General features: G+C 43.3%; 18 protein-coding genes. 13 read left to right on the top strand and 5 right to left on the bottom strand.

The features are described from left to right. Positions 1 to 2 precede the first annotated feature (2 nt). The 5 genes from ABIB50_RS19465 to ABIB50_RS19445 all read left to right on the top strand — a co-directional run bounded on the left by ABIB50_RS19465 (position 3) and on the right by ABIB50_RS19445 (position 5,278). On the top strand, positions 3 to 872 hold the full coding sequence (locus ABIB50_RS19465; RefSeq protein WP_429382485.1) for an EamA family transporter: 870 nt from the start codon (positions 3 to 5) through the stop codon (positions 870 to 872). Positions 873 to 981: 109 nt separating this feature from the next. Then, the gene (locus ABIB50_RS19460; protein ID WP_429382483.1) at positions 982 to 1,596 is read left to right on the top strand and encodes an IMPACT family protein; all 615 of its coding nucleotides are present in this window, start codon (positions 982 to 984) and stop codon (positions 1,594 to 1,596) included. 629 nt (positions 1,597 to 2,225) lie between these two features. Continuing rightward, entirely contained in the window at positions 2,226 to 3,575 is a 1,350-nt protein-coding gene (gene mgtE, locus ABIB50_RS19455; protein ID WP_429382481.1) for a magnesium transporter, read from the top strand. Positions 3,576 to 3,600: 25 nt separating this feature from the next. Then, positions 3,601 to 4,614, top strand: a complete 1,014-nt coding sequence (bioB, locus tag ABIB50_RS19450; RefSeq protein WP_429382479.1) for a biotin synthase BioB — start codon at positions 3,601 to 3,603, stop codon at positions 4,612 to 4,614. A gap of 184 nt (positions 4,615 to 4,798) precedes the next feature. Next, positions 4,799 to 5,278, top strand: coding sequence for a hypothetical protein (locus ABIB50_RS19445; RefSeq protein WP_429382477.1), 480 nt, complete (start codon positions 4,799 to 4,801; stop codon positions 5,276 to 5,278). Here ABIB50_RS19445 and ABIB50_RS19440 read toward each other — a convergent pair whose 3' ends face one another. Beyond that, on the bottom strand, positions 5,279 to 6,157 hold the full coding sequence (locus tag ABIB50_RS19440; RefSeq protein WP_429382475.1) for a diiron oxygenase: 879 nt from the start codon (positions 6,155 to 6,157) through the stop codon (positions 5,279 to 5,281). Between the two features lie 48 nt (positions 6,158 to 6,205). Beyond that, the gene (locus tag ABIB50_RS19435) at positions 6,206 to 6,619 is read right to left on the bottom strand and encodes an organic hydroperoxide resistance protein (RefSeq protein ID WP_429382473.1); all 414 of its coding nucleotides are present in this window, start codon (positions 6,617 to 6,619) and stop codon (positions 6,206 to 6,208) included. A gap of 122 nt (positions 6,620 to 6,741) precedes the next feature. On the opposite strand from ABIB50_RS19435, the gene ABIB50_RS19430 reads away from it, so the two are divergent. From ABIB50_RS19430 to ABIB50_RS19405, 6 genes are all read left to right on the top strand, one after another. Beyond that, positions 6,742 to 8,034 (top strand): putative DNA modification/repair radical SAM protein, encoded by a 1,293-nt coding sequence (locus ABIB50_RS19430; RefSeq protein ID WP_429382471.1) that lies wholly within the window; start codon positions 6,742 to 6,744, stop codon positions 8,032 to 8,034. Between the two features lie 71 nt (positions 8,035 to 8,105). Beyond that, the gene (locus tag ABIB50_RS19425; protein ID WP_429382469.1) at positions 8,106 to 8,864 is read left to right on the top strand and encodes a TIGR03915 family putative DNA repair protein; all 759 of its coding nucleotides are present in this window, start codon (positions 8,106 to 8,108) and stop codon (positions 8,862 to 8,864) included. 38 nt (positions 8,865 to 8,902) lie between these two features. Continuing rightward, positions 8,903 to 9,031, top strand: a complete 129-nt coding sequence (locus ABIB50_RS19420; RefSeq protein WP_429382467.1) for a hypothetical protein — start codon at positions 8,903 to 8,905, stop codon at positions 9,029 to 9,031. Between the two features lie 1,395 nt (positions 9,032 to 10,426). After that, the gene (locus tag ABIB50_RS19415) at positions 10,427 to 11,440 is read left to right on the top strand and encodes an LLM class flavin-dependent oxidoreductase (RefSeq protein ID WP_429382465.1); all 1,014 of its coding nucleotides are present in this window, start codon (positions 10,427 to 10,429) and stop codon (positions 11,438 to 11,440) included. A gap of 38 nt (positions 11,441 to 11,478) precedes the next feature. Beyond that, on the top strand, positions 11,479 to 12,828 hold the full coding sequence (locus tag ABIB50_RS19410) for a PhoH family protein (RefSeq protein ID WP_429382463.1): 1,350 nt from the start codon (positions 11,479 to 11,481) through the stop codon (positions 12,826 to 12,828). A 174-nt stretch (positions 12,829 to 13,002) separates the two neighbouring features. After that, the gene (locus tag ABIB50_RS19405) at positions 13,003 to 13,677 is read left to right on the top strand and encodes an SGNH/GDSL hydrolase family protein (protein WP_429382461.1); all 675 of its coding nucleotides are present in this window, start codon (positions 13,003 to 13,005) and stop codon (positions 13,675 to 13,677) included. A 59-nt stretch (positions 13,678 to 13,736) separates the two neighbouring features. Here the strand turns inward: ABIB50_RS19405 and ABIB50_RS19400 are convergent, their stop codons facing one another. Both ABIB50_RS19400 and ABIB50_RS19395 read right to left on the bottom strand, forming a co-directional pair. Then, positions 13,737 to 14,003, bottom strand: coding sequence for a GIY-YIG nuclease family protein (locus tag ABIB50_RS19400; protein WP_429382459.1), 267 nt, complete (start codon positions 14,001 to 14,003; stop codon positions 13,737 to 13,739). 167 nt (positions 14,004 to 14,170) lie between these two features. Then, positions 14,171 to 16,303 (bottom strand): FUSC family membrane protein, encoded by a 2,133-nt coding sequence (locus tag ABIB50_RS19395; RefSeq protein WP_429382458.1) that lies wholly within the window; start codon positions 16,301 to 16,303, stop codon positions 14,171 to 14,173. 203 nt (positions 16,304 to 16,506) lie between these two features. On the opposite strand from ABIB50_RS19395, the gene ABIB50_RS19390 reads away from it, so the two are divergent. Together ABIB50_RS19390 and ABIB50_RS19385 are read left to right on the top strand one after the other, a co-directional pair. Then, the gene (locus ABIB50_RS19390) at positions 16,507 to 19,092 is read left to right on the top strand and encodes a phosphoenolpyruvate carboxylase (protein ID WP_429382456.1); all 2,586 of its coding nucleotides are present in this window, start codon (positions 16,507 to 16,509) and stop codon (positions 19,090 to 19,092) included. Positions 19,093 to 19,185: 93 nt separating this feature from the next. Continuing rightward, a complete protein-coding gene (locus ABIB50_RS19385) occupies positions 19,186 to 19,713 on the top strand; it encodes a DUF4142 domain-containing protein (RefSeq protein ID WP_429382454.1) in 528 nt (175 codons plus the stop codon). Here the strand turns inward: ABIB50_RS19385 and ABIB50_RS19380 are convergent. Continuing rightward, entirely contained in the window at positions 19,705 to 20,907 is a 1,203-nt protein-coding gene (locus ABIB50_RS19380; protein WP_429382452.1) for a DUF763 domain-containing protein, read from the bottom strand. The genes ABIB50_RS19385 and ABIB50_RS19380 overlap by 9 nt on opposite strands. Between the last annotated feature and the right edge of the window lie 49 nt (positions 20,908 to 20,956).

Below are 20,956 nucleotides of genomic sequence, written 5' to 3'. Positions count from 1 at the left end.
CCATGCTATACGTTTTACTAAGCATCTGCTGTAGTGTAATAGTATCCATTATGTTAAAGCTGGCCAAACGTTACCACGTTGATGTGCTGCAAGCTATAACCTGGAACTACTCGACCGCTATTTTATTAACCTGGGTCATTTTTAAACCGCAGCTCAGCAATCTTAACCTGCAGGCCGCGCCCATATACAATTTCGCGGCGCTGGGTATCTTACTACCGATACTGTTTGTAATACTGGCAACATCTGTAAAGCTTACCGGTATAGTACGTACTGATATCGCGCAGCGCTTATCTTTATTTATCCCCATACTTGCCGCTAACTTAATTTTTGGCGAAGCATTGGGCCCGTTAAAATTGGTAGGTATAGCTATTGGCTTTGCAGCAATTATTTGTTCCATACCATGGCAAAAGGGCAGGGGCGGCAAAGCAACATCGGGCTCATGGTTTTATTTGCTGATCGTATTTATCGGCATGGGGGTAATAGATGTGTTGTTTAAACAACTGGCCACCTTTAAAGCCGTGCCTTATACTACATCGCTTTTCCTGGTATTTGTACTGGCGTTTATTTGCTCGTTGATATTGCTTGTAATAAAGATAGCCCGCGGCAAAACCAAATTTTCATTCCCGCATATCCTTATTGGCTGGGCCCTGGGGATAGCTAATTTTGGTAATATCCTGTTCTATTTAAAAGGGCACCAGGCGCTGGCTAACCAACCATCAACCGTGTTTACGGCCATGAATATGGGCGTAATTGTGCTGGGGACATTTGTAGGGCTGGTTATATTTAAAGAGAAGCTAACCACGCTTAACAGAGTGGGTATATTTTTGGCGTTGGTTGCTATTGTGGTGATAACGTATGCATCGTATAAATAATTCTAAAAAAAAGTGTCATTTCGACTGAAAGGAGAAATCTATACATAACTAATTCGCCCGCCAATGTATAGATTTCTCTCTTCGTTCGAAATGACAAGCTTCTTATAAAATGCTTTTTGACGATACCTACCGCACCATCGAACATCCGTCTGAAGGGATCTTCCGCGACCGTGGCAGTAAGTTCTTGGCTTATGCTTATCCTATAACTTCCGAGGCTGAAATAAAGGGCATCGTAGCCTCCTTAAAGTCAGAACACCCCAAAGCCAATCACCATTGCTGGGCCATGCGTTTAACCGCCGACCGCGCAATATTTAAGCTAAATGATGATGGCGAACCTTCAGGCACTGCCGGCAGGCCGATTCTGAATATCCTGCTTTCTAAAGATTTGACCAATATATTAGTTGTCGTAGTACGTTATTTTGGCGGTACATTACTGGGTGTCCCCGGGCTTATCAACGCCTACAAAATGGCAACAGAAGAAGCGCTGACTCATGCGGTGATCATAGAAAAAACCGTGAACGACGTTTACACTATCGGTTTTGATTACCTGCAGATGAATGATGTAATGCGCTTAATTAAAGATGCCGATTTAACCGTTCTTAACCAGCAATTTGATAATGATTGCAGTATACAGGTATCTATCCGTAAAATGCAGGTGAATATGGTATTGGATAAATTGCACAAGGTTGCAGTGGTTAAAGTTAGGTACGATCATAGCATTTAGCAATGTCTTCTAATTGCCACTTTTTTAAAAGAGGCGTAGCCTCGACCGATATTGTAGCAACGGGTTTCAACCCGTTGTTTATATACAACATAATGTATTAGAGAGCCGTAGGCTCGGTCCATATATAAAACGCCACAATAAGTTTCGAAAAATATGCGACGTACCTACGGCACTCCCTAATTTTTTTATGCATTTTACACCGGGTTGAAACCCGGTGCTACAATATTGGTCGAGCCGACGGCTCTCATCAAGTTGAAAATTACTTTCTGCTATCTATAAGGACACCGGCAGTGGTAGAAATGTTAATACCTAAGAATCTTAGGTATGTTTCACTTAAAGTGTTTCACTCCGTTTTTTTAAATTGTCTGAAAAGTCAATAAATAATTTATTGTCAATTATTTACATCAATTACTTAAACTAATTGTACTGTTGCAAAGTGTTTCACTCCATTTTAGATAATATACTTATTTACAGTACTTTAACCTTGAAAAAGTGTTTCAACTGTTGCAAAGTGTTTCACTTTTTTGTGAAACACTTGAGTTATCAATAGCCAGCGGGCGACAACGTTAGGCTCAATAAATCCCTTTTATTCCCCGTTTACAAGCATAAATGCCTAATTTAGTCGGGATATGCAATCTTTTGAAATAGATAAAACCGACCTCCTTCGCATTAAAACCGCGCTTGAGGGGGATGATGCTGAATTAGAGATAGTTCTGAAGGAGTATCATGCGTCGGAGATTGCCATATTATTCGAGAAACTTGCGCAGGAGGATAAGGAACGCATCATCAATATCCTGCCAACGGATATCGCATCAGATGTAATTGCCGAAATGGACGAGGAGCACCGTCCCGGCGAGCTGTTGATCAACCTTGACCCCGAAAAACGTTCGGAGATTGTTGAAGAGCTGGACTATGACGATGCTACGGATATCATCTCGCAGTTAGAGGAGCACGAGCAGCAGGAGATCCTGGAAGACATTGACCAGGAAGATGCCAGCAGCATCCGCGCCCTATTAAACTACGACGAGAATACGGCGGGTGGGTTGATGAACTCTGAGCTGATCTGCATCAACATCAATTCGGATAAAAAAGGCGCGTTGGACGAGATCATCCGTCAATCAGAAGAGATGGAAGAGTTTAATACCATCTATGTGGTTGATAACGCAAACATCCTGCAAGGCATCGTATCCATAAAAGACGTCATCAAGGCGCACGCCGACGTAAAGATCAAAGACATATTTAAAGCCGACCCGGTATACGTTAAAGCCGATCTTGACCAGGAAGAGGTAGCAAAGCTGATATCGCAATATAACCTCACAGCCATACCTGTTGTTGATGATAACATGAAGCTGCTGGGCCGCATCACGGTTGATGATATCATCGACGTAATGGAGCAGGAGAGTACCGAGGATATGTTGAAGATGTCGGGTGTATCCGAAGATGAAGAACTGAGCGGTAACTGGCAGGACGCGGTAAAAAGCCGTTTGCCATGGCTAATTGTTAATTTAGGCACTGCGTTTTTAGCAGCCTCAGTGATCAGGCATTTCGAAACAATCGAAAAACAGTTCCCGGTTATTGTTGCTTACTTAACCATAATAAGCGGCATGGGGGGTAATGCGGCTACGCAAGCGCTGGCCGTTACTATAAGGCGTATTTCATTAAGTGACCTGACCGATAACCAGGCCTATCGTACTGTACTGAAAGAGTTCTCGGTAGGGTTGATAAATGGCGCTGTTAACGGGTTGATCGTATTTATTTTTGCGTTATGGTATGATAAAAGCCCTATGCTGGGCCTGGTTATATTTTTAGCCATGACAGGTAACCTGGTTATCGCAGGTTTAACGGGCGCGTCTATTCCCCTGGTTTTAAAACGTTTAAATGTCGATCCGGCTGTTGGGTCGTCTATCATCATCACAACATTTACAGATTGTATAGGCTTTTTGTTGCCGCTATGGTTAGCATCAGCACTTTTATTATAAATTTGAAACTTCAAAACTTTACACTATGGCAGAAGTAAGACATAACTGGACAAAAGAAGAAATTACCGATATATACAACACCCCATTGCTTGACCTGGTTTACCAGGCGGCCAGCATCCACCGCGAAAACAAGGACTATGCCGAGGTACAAATAAGCTCGCTTATCTCCATAAAAACAGGCGGCTGCCCCGAAGATTGTGCTTATTGCCCGCAGGCAGCTCGTTATAACACCGGGGTTGACGTACATGCCATTATGCCTAAAGAAGAAGTGATAGCCGTAGCCCAAAAAGCTAAAAATGGCGGTGCTTCAAGGCTATGTATGGGCGCTGCCTGGCGCGAAGTGCGCGATAACCGCGATTTCGACAAAGTAATTGATATGGTTAAAGCGGTAAATGCTTTGGATATGGAAGTTTGCTGCACGCTGGGTATGCTTACCGAGAGCCAGGCGCAACGTTTAGCCGATGCCGGACTATATGCCTACAACCATAACTTAGATACATCAGAGGATGATTACAAACGTATTATCACCACCCGTACTTACGATGACCGTTTACAAACTTTAGAACATGTGCGTAAAGCCAAGATCTCGGTTTGCAGCGGTGGTATCATCGGCTTAGGTGAATCGACTGCCGATAGAATCTCGATGCTGAAGACATTGTCAAACCTGCCCCAGCATCCGGAATCGGTTCCAATCAATGCTTTGGTGCCGGTAAAAGGTACACCGTTGGCCGATCAGCCACGTGTATCAGTTTGGGATATGGTAAGGATGATAGCTACAACGCGTATCATCATGCCAAAAACGGTTGTGCGCCTGTCAGCAGGCCGTACCGAAATGAGCACGGTTGAGCAGGCGTTTTGCTTTATGGCAGGCGCCAACTCCATCTTCGCCGGCGAAAAACTGTTAACTACACCAAATCCATCGTTTGATGAAGATATGGCCATGTTTGAGCTGTTGGGCCTAACCCCGCGTAAAGCTTTCAAAAATGGCCGTCCGGAAATAAAAGAAATTAAGGAAATGAGTATTAATGAGGTGATATAATCTTATATGAAGCGATTTAAGATAAATACAACTTGGGAAGAAGATGAAGAAGAAAGACGAGTTTTCTTCTCAAGTCTATCTTATTCAGATCGCCTTAAATACTTTTTTAAGCTTAGAAGTAAATACAACTTTAATCGCCAATCTTACCCTTCCGTAAAGGTTTTTAAAATCCACTCAGTTTCTAATGGCATTTGATATAGAGGACGAATTTGTTGTCGCCTTTTTAGCCGCAATGCAAAAGCACCAGGTAAGGTATATGCTTATTGGTGGCGTAGCTTTAAATTTTCATGGAGTAGAAAGAAATACTCAAGACATGGATATTTGGCTGGCACCGACAAACCTTAATCGAGACCAGTTTTACAAAGTTTTGCTTGATGTTGGATACACGAATGAAGAAATTAAAGACTTAAAAAACGAAGACTTTACAAACGTTTTTAAATGTACCATTGGTGAGATGCCCAATACGATTGATTGTTTAACTGTTGTTCATCACAATATTAACTTTGAGGATGCGGAAAAGACAAAGATCAGTCACGATATTGGCGGAGGTATCATATTGAAGGTCGTTGATCAAGACTTTTTGCGTAAGATGAAAGTTTTAACGTACCGCCCGCAAGATTGGGCTGATGTTGTTAAACTGGATGAGTTAAATAAGAGAAAATAACTACACCCCCGCACCCAACACCCATCGCCAGGCAAATCGCGTTAGCATATTAAATCCTTTCCAACTGTCAACAAACTCAATAATATCTTTGAGGCAGTTATCGGCAAACTTTTGTTTGAGGTTTTTTGCGGCTAATTTGTAGGCCTGATCGGGATTCTGCAAGCCGATACGCTCGTAAATCTCGCGTTTAACGTACATAGTGCGTACAAACAGGATATTGAACAGGATAACATAGCTATACAACGTCCGTTTGATATATCCGGCTTTAGCCGAATAATTCTTTAATAAAGCCTTCGTAAATAATATATGCCGCCCTTCCTCGATATTATGCAGGTCGAACATCTTTTTTAATACCGGGTAAATGTTTGGTGCACGGCGCGCATGGTTGCCATAAACGTCTGTCACTAACTCAACCGATACACTGCCCATAAACAGGTAATCGGCAGGCAGGTATTTGTTGCTAAACTCACCGAAAAATCGGTGCAGTCCGCTTTGTTTAATGGGTTTGCCACGCAATTTGGCAATGGCCAGCGCAAACATTTCCTGGTGGCGGAACTCCTCTATCAATTCCCTTAATATAAACTGATGCTCCACACTATCCGCCGGTATGCTGATTAAGTGCCGCGTCATAAAAACACAAAACAGGCACTCGCCCCAGGCGTAGGACGCTATAACCTGCACCAACTCGTGCCTGCCAAGTTCAAGCTTTTGAGTCGGGGTAAGGGTTTCATATAAATCAAGCCCTTCCAGGGATGTTAAAGTTTCGGGCAGGAAGATATCATCAGGCTCGGGCTCCAGTTGCCAGGGGATATAAGTCTCCGGCATCAGGGGGTGTTCCCTGCTTATCTTTATTAACCTTTCTACTTCTTTAACATCCATATAATAAATATACGGGGTATTGAGGCAACGCGTTGCACCGGTGTGGTTTTATTCGGCAATTATTTTTACATCAATGTTGCCACGGGTGGCTTTTGAATAGGGGCAGCCTTTATGTGCCGCGTCCGCCAATTTCTGGGCTTTTTCAACCTCAATTCCCGGTACATGTACATGCAGTTCGGCCGATAAAGCATAGCTGGTAGGGCCTTCCTGGTTAAAGCTGATATGTACATCGACAGTTGCTTCGCTTACATCCACACCGTCGCGTTTACCAACCGAACCTAACGCGCCTAAATAACAGGCGCCCCAGGCACCGGCAAATAATAATTCAGGGTTGGCATAACCATCTTCGCCGCCCATTGCTTTTGGTGCTTTTAAATCCAGGTCGATAATACCATCTGATGATTTAATATGGCCATCTCGACCGCCTTTGGCAGTGACAACAGCAGTATATAGTTTTTCCATATTTAAGTAACCTATTGTATCCTATAATGTTTCATTACGCAACCTAAACAACCACTTTCAGGAGTATATTAAATACTCATATTTAAAACAAAATACTAAAAATATTAGTATTTTTGATTGCTATGAATGAGGAAAGGATAACAGAGAAATTAAACATTTTGGCCGATGCCGCCAAGTATGATGTATCGTGTGCATCAAGCGGAAGTGAGCGTAAAAATGATAACAAAGGCCTGGGGAATGCCAGCAACGGTATCTGCCATAGCTATACTGAAGATGGGCGTTGCGTATCGTTATTAAAAATCCTGTTAACCAACCATTGTATTTTTGATTGCGCTTATTGCGTGTCGCGCAAGAATAATGATATCCGGCGCGCCGCTTTTACCGTTCAGGAAGTGGTTGACCTGACCATCAATTTCTATCGCCGTAATTATATCGAGGGCTTGTTTTTAAGCTCGGGTATTTTTAAGGATGCCGATTATACCATGGAGCGATTAGTACGCATAGCCAAAAAATTACGTACCGAGCATAAGTTTAACGGCTATATCCACCTCAAATCAATCCCAGGCGCAAGTGATGAACTGATGCGCGAGGCCGGCTTATATGCCGACAGGCTTAGTGTGAACCTGGAAATGCCTACCGAGGAAGGTTTAAAACTTCTGGCTCCCGATAAAAACCGGCAGGACATGATAGACCCCATGCAGTTTTTAAAGGACGAGATCATATTAAGAAAAGACGAAAAGAAGCTGTTTAAAAAAGCGCCCATGTTTGCTCCGGCTGGCCAAAGTACGCAGGTAATTGTAGGTGCTACGCCCGAAACAGATCAGCAGGTGCTGCAATCGGCCAATTATTTTTATAAGAGCTATAATTTAAAACGGGTTTATTACTCGGGCTATGTGCCGGTTTTGGCTGATAAACGTCTGCCCTCACTAAATACAAGTGTACCTATGGTTCGCGAGAACCGGTTGTACCAGGCCGACTGGCTAATGCGGTTCTATGGCTTTAATGTAAATGAGATCGTAAATCAGGATCAACCACTGCTCGACCTGGACATCGACCCTAAACTAAGCTGGGCCATTCGTAACATGCAGGCTTTTCCGGTTGATGTTAATAAAGCCGATCTGCACCTGATATTACGTGTGCCGGGTATCGGGGTACAATCGGCACAAAAAATTGTGAGTGCGCGCAAACATGGCCGGTTAAACTGGGATCAGTTAAAAAAAATAGGGGTATCAATAAACCGTGCCCGGTATTTTATTACCTGCAACAGTACTGATTTTGAGCGACGCGACCTTACTGGGAACAATATTAAACAGTTTATCCTGGCCGAATCGCAAAGCAAATATTTAAAGAACAAACCTAACCAGCTTAACCTGTTTAAGGCCTCACCCCAACCTCTATCAAAGGAGAGGGGCTAAATAAATTAACATGCTTGCATTGAAAGTCATCTCTTTTGGAGAGGATTTAGGTGAGGCTTAAACGATATGCTATGACCACCCTGTTTTACGATGGCAGCTTTGAAGGATTGCTAACTGCTATATATGAAATTTACGACCGTAAGCTTGGGTTAGTGAAACTGCAGAAGGGCGAGTTTTATGATAGCGCAATGTTTGAAGATACGCTAAAGGTTATCACCAGTGATAGTTATGCTGCCCGGGTACTAAAAGGCTTGCGTACCAAGCTATCGCCAAACGCTGTGCAGCGGCTATACATTGCGCATATGGCCGAGATAGCCAATGAAGAAAATAACCTGCTGGGCTATATAAGGTATGTTTTTGATAGCACGCAAAATATTGAGGACGATTACGGCAACCGCTTTGTAATGCGGGTATCAGAGATAGTGCGGATGGTGCGGCGCGAAAAGCATAGGATGGAGGCTTTTGTGCGGTTTCAGAAGCTAAAGGACGAAACCTATTATGCTACCGTCGAACCTGATTTTAATGTATTGCCTTTGCTGATAAGGCATTTCAGGAACAGGTATACCGATCAGAAATGGATTATTTATGACCTGAAGCGTAACTACGGAATCTATTATGATAAGCACGATACCCAATTTATAACGCTTGATTTTGCCACGGTAAGTAAACCTGACGAACTCATATCGGCCTATACCGAAGAGGAAAGTATTTACCAGCACCTGTGGAAGAATTATTTCCACAGCGTAAATATCCCTGCAAGGAAAAATACAAAGCTGCATGTGCGCCATATTCCTAAACGATATTGGAAGCATTTAACAGAGAAAATTTAGCAAAAAGTATATTTTACGCATTTTTTAAGCTGATGAAAATGAAGAAACATCATAAAATTGTGAATAAATCAGATGTTGATAACCTATGGTATAATACCTATATCTTGCTGATATTTATCGCTTTCAATATGTTAATAACTGCGGTTTTTGTGTTAGCAACCCGTTAATAAAAACCATAAAAAATATTTGGCAAATGGCGTACTTGTCCCGATATTGAAATCATCAAGAACGACGTACTTTGACAGCCTTACAGGAATAACAGAAATTGAATCGGGCAAATCTTCGGAACTGCTAAAGATCAAGGGAAAGCCTGAAGTTACACAAAACAGAAACTGCGCAAGCAACGGAAACGCAGTGTTAATTTAAACGAGGTATTATAGGAAACTGCTGATTTTTACGGAGAGAAGCAACGGAACATAATGACTTTGCAGAAGCCGGAACCCGCGAGGAGGAAGGGGGAGCGAGTCGGTCACTTTACACAAAACTTGGTGCTTTATAGCATACTACGGTAAGCAATAGAGTTGAAAACGGGAGATCAAATCGAAAGACGCGGCTCCCGTTTTTGTTTTATATGGGGTTTGAAATCTCTTTATATGCTATCCAATAGCTATTGGGAATTTCTAATTTTTAGGGAGCTCCGCTGGAGCTAGCCTTCTCAATTTATTTCTATAAACAGGAAGCTCCTCCGGAGCCAAATTTATATGGGCTCCAGCGGAGCCACGTGTTTATAGCATTATTAATACACCAGATTCCCGGGCTCCAGCGGAGCCACCTTTAACAACGCCAACATTACGTTATTGATAAGCACAAAATCACATCGCGTTTTTCAAGTAAAACCTCACCCAAGCCCAATTTTCACGCATTTTCCATCCTCCAAAAAAACCTCATTTCGCCCATTCATGTTAATAAATAAATTGTTAACAAACCTCCATGTAATCTACATAACCATCTGTTATTAAAGAAGATGTTACTTTAACCAATGTTAATTACCATCTATTATCCTGTTAACAACCTGCTAATAAAAACCATAAAAAATATTTTGCAGATGGTGTACTTGTCCCGATATTGAAATCATCAAGAACGACGTACTTTGACAGCCTTACAGGAATAACAGAAAGTGAATCGGGCAAATCTTCGGAAGCGCTAAAGATCACGGGACTGCCTGAGTTACACCAAACAGAAACTGCGCAAGCGACGGAAACGCAGTGTTAACTACAATAAGGTATTAGCAGAAACTGCCGATTTTTACGGAGAGGAGCAGCGGAGCTAATGACCCAGACGCAACCAGAACCCGCAAGGGAGAGGGCCAGGGCTGGTCGGTTAAGCTTACAGAAATATTGATGCTTTATGCCTGGACTATGGTCTGACATGAAGAAAAACGGGAGATCCGGATCGCAAGAGAAGGGCTCCCGTTTTTGTTTTAAAAACTCCCCGCATGTTCCATACTTTCAATGTAATCTTTACCAAAACTTCACCTTTTTTACCCGGATAAGCACCGTTTATATACCATTTTTTCTGATCATTGCTATTAACTCAATTTTTGGTTTACACTAAATGAAATTATGGAAATAGGGATAGATAGTTTTGCCGCCGCAAATGTTAAAGATACCACCAATAATAGCGATGCCTTGGTGCAGTTGCTGGACAGGATGGAACATGCCGACCAGGTTGGCCTGGATATTTTTGGCATTGGCGAACATCACCGTAAAGAGTTTTTAGACTCGGCACCCGCCATGATACTGGCGGCCGCTGCGGCGCGTACCAAACGCATCCGGCTTACCAGCGCGGTTACGGTATTAAGTGCCGCCGACCCGGTTAGGGTGTTCCAAAACTTTGCCACGCTCGACCTGATCTCGCAGGGCCGTGCCGAAATGGTGGTGGGCCGCGGTTCGTTTATAGAAGCGTTCCCATTATTCGGTTATAATTTGAATGACTACGATGCTTTATTTACCGAGAAGCTGGACCTGCTGTTAAACATTCGTGATAACGAAGTAGTGACCTGGTCGGGTAAATTCCGGGCGCCATTGGTTAACCAGGCCATCTATCCACGGCCGTTGCAAGATCCGTTCCCGGTTTGGTTGGGTGTTGGCGGTACGCCGGCGTCGTTCGTCCGGGCCGGCACATTGGGCTTACCTTTAATGGTAGCTGTGATAGGCGGGGAGACACACCGTTTCCGCCCCCTGGTTGATCTTTACCGCGAAGCCGGCCGCAAGGCAGGGCATCCTGAGGAAAAGCTAAAGGTAGGCCTGCATTCGTTAGGTTATGTTGGCGAAACCACCGCTAAGGCAGTCGAAGAGTTTTATCCCGGCTATGCCGAAATCTTTACCCGCATAGGCCGCGAGCGCGGCTGGCCGCCGGTAACCCGCCCGCATTTTGATTCGCAGAATGGCTTGACGGGTGCTTATTTAGTTGGCGGACCTGAGGAGATAGCCGAAAAGATTCTGCACCATAGCGAAGCCCTGGGCGGCATCTCCAGAATTACTTTCCAGATGGATAACGCGGGGCTTTCGCATCAGCAACTTTTAAGGGCCATAGAATTACTGGGTACTAAAGTAGCGCCATTGGTTAACAAATAATTTCACCCTCAGCCTTAAATTGCCTAATTTAGCAGCTTATGCAAAAGGACGATAAAAGCAGTACGAACGGGAGAAAAAAGATATTTGTTTTAGATACCTCTGTGATCTTGTACGATCATAACGCTTTTGAGAACTTCCAGGAACACGATGTGGCCATACCTATACAGGTGTTGGAAGAACTGGATAACATGAAAAGCGGCAACGATACCCGTAATTTCGAGGCCCGCAGCTTTATCCGCTTAATTGATGATATCTCGCGTAAAAACCTGATTAACAAATGGCAGCCCCTAAATGGCAAGGATAAAGGCAACTTTAAAGTTGTTATAGATACCAAAAACACAGATATGGATGCCGAAGCCATCTTCGGATCGGATAAGGTAGATCACCGGATATTGAACGCTGCTTTAGGTTTACAGCAGGAAAACCCGGATAAAAAAGTGGTGCTGGTATCAAAAGATATTTGCCTGAGGTTGAAGGCCAAGGCACTGAGCTTACACGCCGAGGATTATGAAACCGGCAAAGTAAAAAACCTTGACGAGCTATATAGCGGCAAAACGGTACTTAATGTTACCGATAAGCAAATCACCCACCTAAATAAACACGATACTTTACCGGTTGATGACCTGGAGTTAAATGCAGACGCCAGTAATCATTTTTATATCCTTGAAGGAAAAAATAAAAAAGCAGCAGCTTTTTATAACAGCCAGACCAGCCAGCTGGAACGCATAACTGATCAGCCTATATTTAATATCTACCCCAAAAACCAGGAGCAGGCATTTGCTATCCACGCTTTATTAAACCCGGATATTAAGCTGGTTACCATACAGGGTAATGCAGGTACTGGCAAAACGCTGCTGGCTTTGGCAGGCGCGTTAGAGCAGCGAAAATACTACCGCCAGATCTACGTTACCCGCCCAATAGTGCCTTTAAGCAATAAGGATATCGGCTTTTTACCGGGCGATATCAAATCAAAAATAGACCCTTACATGGCGCCCATTTGGGATAACCTTAAATTTATTAAGGATCAATATGCCGACGACGAAAAGATGCAGGCCAAGCTGGATGAGCTGGTTACCAACGATAAGATCTCGATAGCGCCGCTGGCATTTATCCGCGGGCGCACGCTAAGCAAGATCTTCTTTATTGTAGATGAGGCCCAGAACCTTACCCCGCACGAAATAAAAACCATCATATCCCGCGCCGGCGAGAACAGCAAGTTTGTGTTTACCGGCGATATTTACCAGATTGATACGCCATACCTTGATGCGGAAAGTAACGGCTTATCGTACTTAATTGACCGGGCAAAAGGGCATCCATTATACGCGCATATCACCCTGCAAAAAGGGGAGCGGAGTGAGCTGGCTAATTTGGCTACGGAGTTGTTGTAGGTTATAGCAGAGACTGTCATGCCGAATTTATTTCGGCAGCCCACCATAAGCGTAAACGCCTTACAAATTCCAACTCGCTTTTCAAATCTTCATTTCGGGATTTAGGATTGAAGGCGTTTTAAAGATTGGGCAGAATATTTATATTTGAGCTACCGAACTACTTTAAAACGATTGATGCGAAACTTAATCTGGTTGCTATTTGCAATAACTATATTTAACTCTTGTAAAAAGGCCGTTAATCCCGATCCTGTACTGCCGGGCAAAGCTCACAAAGTTTTAATATTAGGTAACAGTATAACCTATTCGGCTGCAAATCCAAATATTTTATGGTATGGTAACTGGGGGATGGCCGCAACCTCAGCAGATAAAGACTATGTGCATTTATTGACGGCCCGGTTAAAATTAGCAAATGATTCAACCACCGTAACCATTAAAACCATAAGTGATTTCGAAGTAAATTTTGATACGTATGATTTTGATGCCAACCTACAAACTTACCGCGATACCAAACCCGATATTTTGATACTGCGCATTGGCGAAAATGTAACCCGAACCCAGGACGCCGCATTGTTTGAACGACGGTATGTTGATTTGTTAAACTATTTTAAAGCCACCAATCCCGAAATCAAAATACTGGCAGTTGGTTCGGTGTTCCGGTCCAGGGACCTTCCCAATAATGTCATGAGCAAGTACTCTGCCTACATATCTTTAACTAATTTGTTAAACGATAATAAAAACCTGGCTTATGACATATTTCCGAATTATGAGGTGTCAAGACATCCGTCTGATAAAGGCATGATATTAATTAGCGATCAGATCTGGAATGCATTGAAGGCGATGATATATTGATTAAAAAGCAGACCGTCATGCCGAATTTATTTCGGCATCCCACCAGAATGGAAGACGCTTTACAATTCCAACTCGCTTTTTAAATCTTTCATTTCGGGGTTAGTCGTCTTAATTAAATTGATTTTCCAGTCTTTGTGCCAGCGTTTTAATTGTTTTTCCCTGTCAATGGCATCGGTGATCCTCATAAAGTGTTCAAAGTAAACTAAATCATATAGTCGGTAACGTTTTACAAACATTGAACCCTCATTGTTGATATGCTGCCAAACCCGTGATTCTAATTTACTGGTAACACCAATATAAAACGTAGTTCGATATTGGTTAGACATTTATAAACATACCCCTGTTTGAAAAGCATAGTCTAAAATAAGCAATGCGGTTTAATTCGCGCATGGGATGCCGAAATAAATTCGGCGTGACGGCGGGGCGGTAAGCAATGCGGTTTAATTAGCATGTAGGATGCCGAAATAAATTCGGCATAACGGTTAGGGTCGGCCTACTTCACTATCGCATCCGCAATCTTAGCAATATCATTACTAATCTTACTGATAAACTCCAGCTGCTCCTTTAATAATTTATCGGTTAAAGTTGGGGCCAGCTCTTCGGTTGGTTCGGCTTTTTCGCCGGTGAACTCTTTGCGTTCGCCGTCCAGTTTTTTGCTGGTTTCGTTCAATACGTTTATGCTTTTCTTTACCAGTTTTAAAATGTCCGGCGTGGTTTTATGCATCCCTTTCAGGGTGATCTCTGAGGCTACTGTAGCCGTATAGGACGACAGGATATGGTTCAACACCACAAACTTGTGGATGTCTTTAATATTACGCTGCTTGCTTTTAGGCTCGGATGTCATCCGCTCGAACGCGGCAGATAAGTTGGCCGATTTTACATAAACATCTTTCCGCGCCAGCTTATACTCGGTAGTGGTAACGGTTTTGCCGGTAATGGTTTTGGCTATCTTTACCAGGTAATTTACATTGCTGTAAATTACGTCGGCCAGGCTGGTTTTAATTTGCTCAAATTCCCAGGTAGGGAAGATGAGGTAACTGGCGATGAAGGCTATGCTCGAACCTATGACGGTATCCACAATCCGCTCCTCAACAATATCCAAATGCCCAATTTTAAGGAACTTAAAAAGGATCAGCACATAGGGTGTCATAAATATAACACTCACCACATAGTTAAGCCGCTGAAAGCTATAAGTGCCAAGCATAAATATCAGCATCAATGTAAATTGTACGTTGGTATTTGGCACAAATAATAAAATGGCTATACCTATTATCCCGCCCGATATGGTGCCGATGAGACGCTGATAATTACGCTGTTTTGATAAGCTGAAACCGGGTTTTAATATCACAATAATGGTTAATAGCACCCAGTAACTGTGGTGCCCCAATGCAAATGCTTTAGCAACAGTAAAACCTATTAAACAGACTAAACAAACCCGCAGCGCATGCTTAAAGGCGGCAGAATCTAAAGTAAAATTGTCAAAGAAAACATGCGGCTCATAATCCTGGTGGGTTACAAATTTTGATACATCCACATCGCTGTTATCTGCTATCAATATTTTTGACGAGTTGGAGTTGTAGTAGTTAAATATGTTCTCGATCTCTTTATTCAGGTCGCGCAGGTTGATCAAGATCTTCTTTAGCACCAGGTTGCTGGTTTCCTGGGCGTCGCCAATGGCATCAATCTGTAGCTTTAGTTGCTCTAAAGCCGGGGTAAAATCAACTAACTTTTTATAGCGGGTATTTGATAATATGGCGTAGCCGATGTTTTCCAGCTCGTTAGCCATCTGGTGTACGGTATAGCCAATTTCGGTTAAAATGCCGGTGCCTTTAAATTTTTCGCGAATCTGGGCATAATCATAATGCGTAGCCATGATCTGCTCAAACATATCCACCAGGTCTACAAAGGTCAACACCAAAATGCGGCTGGCGTTGGTCGACTCGCGGGCCATTACCCGGCTTTTAAACAATAGTTCCCTCACCGCGTCCTGGTGCTGGCTTACGTGGATCTGTTGCGATACCAGCTTATGATAGTTGTCGTCGATATCGGTATCGGGCAGGTAAAAATCGGCCTTTATCCGCAGGAATTTCACAATGTCGGCCACATTTTCGCCCAGGGCCTGCTGTGCCGCTCGGTAGGGGCGGATGCCGAAGAAAACCAGGCTGAACAACATGTACCACACACCGCCGGCCAGTATTTGCAGGCTATAGGTCAATACTTCATGCGGCGCCAGCTCCTTATCCATCATAAATATCATAATGAGTAAAGCAGCGGTGCCAACCGAAGCAGCGCGGTTGCCATATACAATAAACATGGAGAACAGGAAGGAAAATAACGTAACCTCCAACCCTAAAGTATAGACATTTAAACGTGCAAAGCCGGTAGTTACAGCAGCAATAAACAGGCATACATTGCCTATAGCCATACCGTTGCGTTTATGCACCATAGGGCCGGGGCTGTCAATAACGCAAATACATAGCGCGCCTAATGATAAGGTGATGCCCAGGTCGAACTCATCAAACTGCAGCATAACGATGGCCGGTAATAAAATGCCCAAAGAAATGCGCAGTCCGTCAGAAAAATACTGGCTGAAAAAGAAGCTTTTTATCTCTTTGGTCTGGATCATCGGATAGCAAATCTCGGAAAAAAGGCTGATATATGAATTTGCAAAAATTTTATCATTGTGATATTTTTATAATCAATATTAGTGTCAACTACTATTATTTTTAATAATTATATAATTTTTAATGATTTTAGTTTAAATTCACATCGTTTTTAGTTTGTCTATAGAACAAGCCTGCTTTTTACATTTATTTATCTGCTACCCATATGTCCTCAACGTTAAAACTCAGCCAAAGAGAAACGGCTTTTCATAATGAAGTTGTTACCCGCTTTGAGTTATATAACAGTCTGTTTCAAACGCTGCCTTTTTACCAGGTTAAAGAAATAGGTATCCTTTTACCATTCTTTAGCTCGCATTGCGACAAGGGGGCCGTAAAGGAGGAATCGCCTACCGAGATCATCGAATCATTCTTTAAAAAATACGTACCGGATATCGACCATCGCGAGCAGCTTAACCGCATGTTCAGGTTTATTCAATATATTGAGCGCCAGGTGGTTTTGTTTGATGCGATTGAGGATTCATCGTTCAGTAAAATAGGCAGGGCCGATGATGTTGGTACGTTAACCGGTTTATTGCAAGCTGCCGCCAGCAGCGATGTCGTACGCGAAAGCATCAGCGAGAAACTAAAGGATTTTTCATTACGGTTGGTACTTACCGCGCACCCCACCCAGTTTTACCCTGGCACAGTGTTAGGTATCATGACCGATTTGATTGAGGCGCTAAAAACCAATGATATAAGCAGTATAGATGCGTTATTACAGCAGTTAGGTAAAACGCCGTTCTTTAATAAAAAGGCCCCAACCCCGGTTGATGAGGCGGTAAGTTTGGTTTGGTTTTTAGAACATACTTTTTACCACGCCATATCAGGCATACAAACCAAGCTGGAAGAAGAGTTTGACATTGACGAGAACCGACCGGATCAGCTATTAGAGCTTGGCTTTTGGCCGGGCGGCGACCGTGATGGTAACCCTAATGTAAATACAAAAACCACCTATGATGTGTCAGTTTTATTAAGGCAGATCATCTTCCGTTGTTATTACCGCGATTTCAGGGTGTTAAAACGCCGTATAACTTTTAGGGGGATAGAAAAAACGATGGCTTCGTTAGAGGCCATGCTTTACGAGAATGCCTTTAATAAAAATCAGCATAACGCTAAGGACCTGCAAGCTGAGTTATTGGAACTGTTAGGCGCTATTCGCGAAACATTAATTACCAGTCACGATAGCCTGTTTGTAAACATAGTTGAGGATTTGATCCGTAAGGTGCGCTTATTCGGTTGTTTTTTTGCAACGCTGGATATCAGGCAGGATAGCCGCATTTTGCGCAGCGTATTTAATTATTGTACCGATAAGGGTATAGCAACCGGCCTGCCGGCTAACTACGAAGACTTAACCGAAAACAAGAAACTGGCCGCCATCACCTTTAACGAGCTTAACTTTTTATGCCCTGAGGATGCCGATGATATGACCAAGGACACCCTTAACACCATTATGCTGATGAAACACATTCAGCATACTAACGGGCAAAAGGGATGTCAGCGTTTTATTATAAGTAACTGCCAGCAGGCGTCGGATATTTTACAGCTGATCAACCTGTTTTTATGGAGCGGCTGGAAAGCAGAGGACCTTACCGTAGATTTTATGCCATTATTTGAAACGGTTAACGACTTACAGGTTGCTGCCGAAGTAATGGAGAAATTATATACCCATCCGTTTTATGCGGCGCATTTAAAAAGGCGCGGCAATGCGCAAAGCATCATGCTGGGTTTCTCTGACAGTACCAAGGATGGTGGTTACCTGATGGCTAACTGGTCTATTTATAAAGCCAAGGTTGAACTAACGGCAATGGCGCGTAAATACGATATCGACCTGGCATTTTTTGATGGCCGTGGGGGCCCGCCTGCACGTGGTGGCGGTAAAACGCACCGCTTTTATGCATCAATGGGTAACGAGATAGCTAACGAGCATATCCAGTTAACTATCCAGGGGCAAACGGTGAGCTCGCAATATGGATCGATAGAAACTGCCCGTTTTAATATGGAGCAGCTGATAAACGCCGGGGTTACATCAGCCTTAAATCCGGATAGCAACGATTTGTTAAGCGTTCAGCAAAAAGCATTAATAACCGATATGGCCGATGCCAGCCACGAATTGTTTTTAGACCTGCGCCGGCATCCGTTGTTTGTGGAGTACCTGGAGAAATTTAGTCCGCTGAAATTACTGTCGAAGATCAATATCAGCAGCCGCCCAACCAAGCGTAACGCAGGTGCACCAATGAAACTGGAAGACTTGCGTGCCATTAGCTTTGTTACATCATGGAGCCAGTTAAAACAAAGTATCCCCGGGTTTTACGGGGTAGGTACCGCCTTAAAGAAAATGCAGGACGAAGGCAAATGGGCCGAGGTAACGCAGCTATATAATACATCGGGGTTCTTTAAAACGATGCTGGATAACTGTATCATGTCTATGTCTAAGTCTGATTTCAGGGTGACGGCTTATTTGGAAAAAGACGAAAAATTTGGCGCTTTCTGGAAACAGCTAAAAGACGAGTTTGAGCTGACCAAATCATTACTGCTAAAATTGACGGGCACAAACGAGCTGATGCAGGACGCGCCGGTTGACAGGCGTTCTATCGCCATCCGCGAAAAAATTGTATTGCCGCTGGTTATTATGCAGCATTATGCTTTAAATTGTATTAATCATACCACTGATAAGGAATTAATAGAGATCTACGATAAGCTGGTGATCCGTACCGTATACGGTATTGTAAATGCAGGGCGAAACCTGGCGTAAATAATCATTAAAAAAATTCTACTATTAATTAATTATTTTAAACCTCTTTGAGCTATATTTGTCTATACCGATATAACCTCAAAAGGCTTTAGAATGAAAAACTTAGTTTGCTTCCTGTGCGGGATAGTAGTGTTGCTTGTTTTATCATCATGTGTAGATAAAAGGCATGCTAAAAACTATAACCAATTGATTGATGAAGGCAGCGTAACCTTTATACAGCAGGGGTTGGAGGCAAGTCAGACCGAAATAAATGCATCTAAGCTGGCCGGGAGCCGGTCAAACAATTCACACCTGATCAGCTTTGCTTCAAAAGTAATAACAGACCATGCAGCCGCCGGCGATGAGCTGGAAAAGATCGCTATAAGTAATAAGGTTAAGGGTGGAGATTCGGTAAGTACAGCTCACCAACAGGCAATAGCCAATATGGCAACCCTAAAGGGTGCCGATTTCGATAAAGCCTACATACAATTAATGGTTGCCGACCATCAAAACGCCGTGAAACTATATACCATAGCTTCAAATGACAGGATAGAAGATATCCAACGGTTTGCCCGTAAAACATTACCGCTGTTAAAAATGCATTTAGATTCGGCCAGTACTATTTATGCCGGTTTAAAATAATTTTAACTGTTGTTGCTTAGGCGGCTGCGCTTTACCAAATACCGTACGGCCGCCATATTTCCAGGAGTTATTTCTTTCTTCTTCAATTACCTTGTCGAAGTTGGCATTGGGTATAAAATCATGTTCGGCACGCTGGGCTATTTGCGTAAGGCGTTTTATAGCTTCATTTTTTTCGCCGTTACCTAATTTAGCTTTGTGGATAGCTGTTTGCAGCACACCGATAGTTTCATCATAAACCTTTGTAGGTACCGGGAACGGGTGGCCATCCTTACCGCCGTGCGCGAACGAGAACCGCGCCGGGTCGTTAAACCGCGATGGCGTGCCGTGGATGACCTCACTTACTAAAGTCAACGACTGCAATGTCCGCGGTCCTAAACCTTTTAATAACAATAGCTCCTCAAAATCTTCGGGCTTATTTTCATGCGCCAGCCAAAGTACAGAGCCTAAGCGTTTCAGGTCGATATCCTCTGCCCGTACATCATGATGCGAGTGCATAATTAGTTTACCGATCTCTTTGATCATTTTGTCAGGATGCTCATTAGCTATCTGCATAACGCCGGCCCGTGACGGTGCGGCCTGCTTATCGGCCATATTTAATATAAGGCCCATGTTTTTTCCGTGGATGGAAGTATGCGGATCATCAACAAAGGATGTTAACCCGTCCGAATGCCAGTGGTAACGCCGCGCGGTACTTGAGGCATCGCTCATGCCTTGCTGTACTACGGTCCATTTGCCGGTATCGCTTAAAATAAAATTATGGGTATAAAGCTGGAAGCCATCCTGTATGGCGGTATTGTCAACCTTGGCGCTCAGCTTGCTGCATTTTACCAGGTAATTGCCATCAAGGCCGGTGCGGTCGCTTATGCGCAGTAATTCGTCGGGAGTTTGTTTGGAATATTTGCCCTTGCCGCCGCAGATATAAATGCCCAACTCTTTACTATGCGGATTAACAGATCGTTTTAAAGCACCCATTACCGACGTTGTAATACCCGACGAGTGCCAGTCCATCCCCATAACCGCACCAAGGCTCTGGAACCAGAAAGGATCGCTCAGGCGGCGCAATACTTCGTCTTTGCCGTAGTCTAACACAATGGTTTCTACAACAGCCAACCCCAATTTTGCCATCCGCTCTGCCAGCCATTGTGGTACATAACCATAATGCAAAGGCAGATCGGCACTTCCCGAACGCTTCATGCTAACAAAATTAGCAAAATAAATTATCATTATCCAATCAAGCTATCCC

This window comes from Mucilaginibacter sp. UYCu711 (assembly GCF_050433825.1).
Classification (GTDB): domain Bacteria; phylum Bacteroidota; class Bacteroidia; order Sphingobacteriales; family Sphingobacteriaceae; genus Mucilaginibacter.
Note: the sequence above shows the minus strand (reverse complement) of the source record. Positions and strands in the feature narration are given on the sequence as shown.